Origin of the sequence: Hydrocoleum sp. CS-953 (assembly GCF_002260545.1) — a bacterium.
Taxonomy (GTDB): Bacteria; Cyanobacteriota; Cyanobacteriia; order Cyanobacteriales; family Microcoleaceae; genus Trichodesmium.
On sequence record NZ_LGSU01001010.1, the window covers coordinates 1 to 6,008 of the forward strand.

The 6,008-nt window shown below is 33.9% G+C and carries 4 protein-coding genes and 1 pseudogene; all 5 read right to left on the bottom strand.

Annotated features, from left to right (window positions below; translation table 11 throughout):
• Positions 1-631: 631 nt before the first annotated feature.
• The 5 genes and pseudogenes from AFK68_RS14515 to AFK68_RS14535 all read right to left on the bottom strand — a co-directional run bounded on the left by AFK68_RS14515 (position 632) and on the right by AFK68_RS14535 (position 5,736).
• Positions 632-1,270, bottom strand: a complete 639-nt coding sequence (locus tag AFK68_RS14515) for a ThiF family adenylyltransferase (protein WP_094673422.1) — start codon at positions 1,268-1,270, stop codon at positions 632-634.
• Between the two features lie 1,074 nt (positions 1,271-2,344).
• Entirely contained in the window at positions 2,345-3,181 is an 837-nt protein-coding gene (locus AFK68_RS14525; RefSeq protein WP_094673423.1) for a hypothetical protein, read from the bottom strand.
• Positions 3,182-3,771: 590 nt separating this feature from the next.
• On the bottom strand, positions 3,772-4,173 hold the full coding sequence (locus AFK68_RS45225; protein WP_371357392.1) for a cupin domain-containing protein: 402 nt from the start codon (positions 4,171-4,173) through the stop codon (positions 3,772-3,774).
• Between the two features lie 17 nt (positions 4,174-4,190).
• A pseudogene (locus AFK68_RS45230) lies at positions 4,191-4,557 on the bottom strand (cupin domain-containing protein); the annotation flags it as partial.
• 609 nt (positions 4,558-5,166) lie between these two features.
• A complete protein-coding gene (locus tag AFK68_RS14535; protein WP_094673425.1) occupies positions 5,167-5,736 on the bottom strand; it encodes a 3'-5' exonuclease in 570 nt (189 codons plus the stop codon).
• Between the last annotated feature and the right edge of the window lie 272 nt (positions 5,737-6,008).

The following is a 6,008-nucleotide window of genomic DNA, read 5'->3' on the forward strand; positions in this document are numbered from 1 at the left end:
TTTTAAGGCTCGTTCAATATTTAGCATTCTTCTGGCCAATTTCTGCTTGAACCATTTTACCTTATTTCCCAACAACTCTAATAAAAACTCTCTCTAATAATTACAGCAATTTCGGAGTTAGTGAGGTACAAAATTTTTGGTAACACAAGCATCCTGCTTGTAACAAGCAGGATGCTTGTGTTACAAATGTACCTCACCATCCTCAAAAGTGCTGTAATTATTAATTAGAGCTTGCTGATTAAATCTAAAAGCATTGACAAGAAATAAGCTGCCTTTTTAGGTATGGAAAAAGTACAAGGTTTTCGTTCTAAAGAGCTGCATAAAGTGAGGATTTTTGGTTGATGCGAGGCAGAAAAATTAAGGGATAATTCTCCCTCCTGTCTACTCTAAATTCCCCATTCCTCCTGACTCCCCCTCCTGGCTCCCCTCCACCGGAGGGGCGGGGGTGGGTTGGGTTAGAAGTGGGTTGTCTCCTGTTTGCGTTAGCGCAGCTCCTCTGGAAGAGGCAGCATTCCGTAGGAACTCCTGACTCCTACCCTCACCCATAAGACTTTTTCAGCAAACCCTAATTATCCATACTCTCCTCAAAAGTGCTGTAAAAATAAATCGAATCTTTTACTCAATTTTCATCCTACATAAATAATGGTTTAACAGCAAAATCTCCCAAAGTCACAGTAAAATTATGCTGTTGTTTAGTCGCTGCAAAATTAATCACAGTTTCACAAGCAACAGCAACAGTTAACATTACCAAATTTCTCGCTAAAGGATAATCACAAATATCATCATTTGCAGGGGAAGGTACTCGATAATTTTCATTCCAAATTATTTCTGAATAATCAGAAGCTAATCCTACATGAAGACAATAAATATTAGAATTAGCACAATAAATTTTGACTGCACTTCTACTAATACTATTGTCAAAAGTATCTATAACTAATTCACTTTTTCCTAATAGTTTACCTGCATTTTCTTCTGTTAACTTTTGAGATTGACCATCAATTTTTATTCCCAGAGCGCGATAAAGACTATTAGTCAGAATTTTAACTTTCAATGCCCCAATATCAGAACGATAATAAGGTTGAGTAGATAGGTTACGTTCTTCTATGCGATCGTAATCTATTACCCGTAATTTACTCAACCCAGAACGAGCTAAATTTTCTGTAATATTTGCTCCTAAAGCACCAGCACCACAAATAGTTATTGACAAGTTTTTTAGCTTTGTCATTATTTCTTGGCTGCGGTAAAGTTGTTCGTGAAAAAATATAGACATGGTTCAGAATTTAGAATTTAGAATTCAGAATTTATAAGTTATCTAATAATTAATAATTATTAATTATTAATTAAATACNAACGAGCTAAATTTTCTGTAATATTTGCTCCTAAAGCACCAGCACCACAAATAGTTATTGACAAGTTTTTTAGCTTTGTCATTATTTCTTGGCTGCGGTAAAGTTGTTCGTGAAAAAATATAGACATGGTTCAGAATTTAGAATTTAGAATTCAGAATTTATAAGTTATCTAATAATTAATAATTATTAATTATTAATTAAATACCTTGGTTAAAATCCTTCCCTTGAAAGGGGAAAAAAATAATATTTCCTTATATTCAATTCCCGTACAGTTTTAACCAGAGGTAATTATCCATTAATGAAGTATGAATTTAATTTATTTTTGGAAGGTAGAAGTTAGAAGGAGGAAACTGAAAGATGGAAAGTATAGCGCTGTGCTCCGGGAACAGGCAACAGGCAACAGGCAACAGGGGGAAGAAATTGCCGATAGTATAAGACTTTGAGCTGCTTGGCCCCTACTACAATTTGTAAATATACCAGCGCTCATTGCTATAGAAGTTAAAAGGAATATCGAAGATTATTGAAAGTCCGTTGGTATCGTTTATGTAAAAGCTGAGAAAATATCTATCATATTTCAGGTTTTTCCTTCTCTTATATAAAATCCGGTTATACAGTAATTGCACTTATTACTTTCTATGAATACAGATGTTCTTCAATACGAATTATACAATTTTGTTAGTTCCAATCTTTTCTTTCTCCTGACTCCTGACTCCTGACTCCTAACTCCTAACTCCTAACTCCTAACTCCTAACTCCTGACTCCTAGAGCGATATGATAACTAATTACCCGAATTTTATATTAAAACTTCTTCCTTCTTCCTTCTTACCAAATTATTGAATTATTAATTATTAATAATTCAATAATTATGGTTGAAAGCCTCCCCTTGGATAGGTAAAAAAAAGTGCTAGGATATTTCCCGATATTCAATTCCCGTACGGTTTTAACCAGAGGTAATTATCAATTATCCATTATCAATTATCAATTAATGAATTCCCTTATCTCTGCTCAACAACTCCCACTAAAGATTGCAAATCAAAATGTCGATCGCCTCCACTTAAACAAATACCTGCACTTACTACAGTTAAGTCATTTTTATTAATAGCAGAAGTATGAAGTTCCCCATTTCCAGTCACCCATTCCACTTGCCAATAGTTAGAGCGATCGCGAAAATTTTGTAGCTCTCCCCCACCCATTGCTAATGCTTCTCTGAGTCTTTTTTCATCCTTTTGATGTTGCATTTTTTTCATAAATTCTTTCTTTTGTCGTGCCACTAAATCATAAACAGTTCTCATTTCTGGAGTCATTTCTTTAAACTTAACTTCTTTGGGTGGGGTAATATTTTTTAATGCTTCTTGTAACTCTTCTGCTATTAATGGATCGGCACGGCGATCTATATCTTCAAACCACCAAGAAGCACCATCAAACCTAGCAATTATTTGCTCAAACATTGCTCCTTCTGTTACTAGATGAACTGCTACAGGTTTAGCAAAACCAAACCGTTGTTTACTATCAGATTCATTAGTTGGATATGCTAACCATGTTTGCCCTTTCAATTGACAAGCAAGGAATAATCTTAGAGGTTTTAATAATTGAAAATATTCTTCTAGCTGAGGCAAACTTGGTTCTTCTATAAATTTAGCTATCTTTTCATTTATTGGTTGAAATATTCCCCATCCTGCAATTTTTTTTGGTTGACTTTCAAAGGTATAAATCATTCCTGCTACTCTGGTTTTTACTCGCCCGTTTTTAACGCAAGGTGCTAGAAATTGAATATTAGTTAATTCGGCTTCTTGAGTGGCTAATTGGTTGATTAATTTCCTAATATCTGTCATTTTTTTTAAGGAATAAATTAGAAGGAAGAGGCAAGAAAAAAGAAGAAGGAAATTTATCAATCTTTTTACTCTTGTTTTTACTTGGCTTGTGCCTTTATAGCAGTTTTCATTAATATAGAGTACAGAGATTTGTGTTTAAAGTAAGAAGGAAGAAGGAAGAACGAAGAACGAAAAAGGAAGAATTTTTGTAGTCAACATGAGTGGAAACCGCTTTAATAAAGGAGGAAGGAAAAATCAAAAATAATAAAGTTTAAAGTTATCAAAATAATTGGGTCTAAAACCCCGCATTTTAAGGCGAAATATTTTTGGAAGATTGCTCTAATCTCTGTTACAAAAATAACTTCTGTACGGGCGAATGGCCATTAGCTACGCACAACTTTCCTACGGAATGCTCCGCAAACGTTTTATATGTCGCGTAGCGTTAACGGAGTTGTGCGATAGCAAAACGCCCCTGCTGACTTCTGACTTCGTTAAACCAGTCCCTATTACTATTACGAATTATGGAAGAGCTGTTTGTGTAGCATGACCCAGGAGAAAGAAAAAATATTAATCTTATTCCTCCCTACTTCTTGCTTCTTTTTTCTGCTATATCAATTTTTTTTCTGTTGTTTTCGTTTAGCTTGTGCTTTTAACATCCGTTCTTTCAAGACATAATTTTTAGCAATTATATCTGGGTTATCTTGATACCAAGGTGGAATATCATCATAGTCAGGAATACCATCATCTATCAAATAACGAGAGTTAGAATTTTGAGGATAACCTTGAGTTACTCCACCTGCACAAATCACAAATAAATCAGTTTCTTGAGCTGCTTTAATTGCTCTTTTTGCTCTGGGAGAAACTCGGACTAAATCTCCACGTTGTATTTCTATTAATTCTCCATCAATTAGAATGAAACCTTTTCCTGAAACAACAATATAAACTTCCTCTTGTTCCGCATGACTATGGGTAAATGTATAACCTTCATTGGGTGGTAAATTAATTAAACCAATACCTACACTTTGAAGGNTTTCTTGAGCTGCTTTAATTGCTCTTTTTGCTCTGGGAGAAACTCGGACTAAATCTCCACGTTGTATTTCTATTAATTCTCCATCAATTAGAATGAAACCTTTTCCTGAAACAACAATATAAACTTCCTCTTGTTCCGCATGACTATGGGTAAATGTATAACCTTCATTGGGTGGTAAATTAATTAAACCAATACCTACACTTTGAAGGTTAAGTTTTCTGTAAGCATTAGTTAAATAGGGGAGATTATCGAAGTCAAAATAGGCTTTGGTAAAGTTTTGATTATTGTTTTGGTTTGGGGTCATTGCTCTAATTTTCTGGGTTGAACAATAGAAAGTATGGCAGAAGAATTTCCCTCTTCCCCACATTTTTAATATTTATATACTACTATTATAATACAACTTTGGAATATTGCAACCTTGAGAAAAAAATTGTCTAGCTTGATGACAGAAAAAAGCTCAATTGGGCAAATCTTTAAAGAATGACATAAAAATCTAGAAATCATTATTTAATTGCATTAATTTTACTAGGGTTTCATAGTATGTATAAGAGACTGTTTGTAAAAGGAATATTCAATCTCGGCGTAGGGTGGGGAGGGTGAGGCAGCAATACTTATGCTGTAATGACTGACTAAACTTTTAACTGTCCGCCGTAACCCACCAAACATATCAATTATTAAGCACTCTAGCCACCTTAATTTTTGCTTGGCAAACACTCTGCAAAATCATCTAAATATTTGTATTCCAAAAAAAGCTATCTCAAGTGATATCGGGATTATCTGAATCTTTTCATAATACCTTTCCCCTACAGATAAATTGGGTGCATCTCATATTTGCCAAAATGATTTTTTCCTATTCCCTATTCCCTATTCCCTATTCCCTGTTCCCTGTTCCCTAAAAGCGATAAATAAATTTTTGGCTTTATTCAAAATTGAGATGCACCCGACAAATTATCCTATTAATTATCAACACTAAATTTCATACTTCTTTATTTATTATCCTGCTTTGTAATAGTAATTTTCCTAATATTTTGCCAATATTCCAAGCATCATCTCCGCCACGATGATGAGTTCCCTCCAAAGGAATATCTAATAATTCTAAAGCATTTGCCATCCCTACTTCTTTGGGTAAAGCATGAACAAGAGCAAACAAATTTTTCACATTAATATGTCTAATTCCAAAAGGGTATTTTACGCCCCTAGATAAACATTGTTTCTCAAACATATTTTTGTCATACCCACCCCAACTTGCCCAAACTCGTTGTAAAGATTCATATTTTTTCCGTAGTTTTAAACAAGCTTCATCAAAAGTAATTCCTTTGTCAACTTCTGCTTGAGTTAAAGTTGTAAGTTGGGTACAAAATTCACTAATTTTGGAACGTTCTGGTCTGACTAAAATACTTTCTTTTTCCACAGGTTTAGCTAAAGCTACATCAAGAATACAAACCCCTATTTCAATTATTTCGCTTTCTTGTTCTGGTGGAGGATTTTTCTCCCAACAAGTAGCTTCAATATCAATCACAATAATCTTATTTAGTTTAATAGTCATATTTGTAAAGAATCATAATTAATATCATGTCCGGTAGTATAGGGAAGGTAAGGAAGAAGGCTTTAGTTATCTAGGAGAGAAGGCTTTAGTTATCTAGGAGAGAAGAAAGAAAGCTTTAGTTATCTAGGAAAAAAGCTTTAAGAGAAGAAAAAACCTTAAATATGATAGATATTTCCCCAGGTTTTATACCAATTCCCATGCATTAAGGCTATACTTGAGTGACACTTCAGTTATCAAGTAATTAACACAAATAAAATAAATTATTCCCTAAT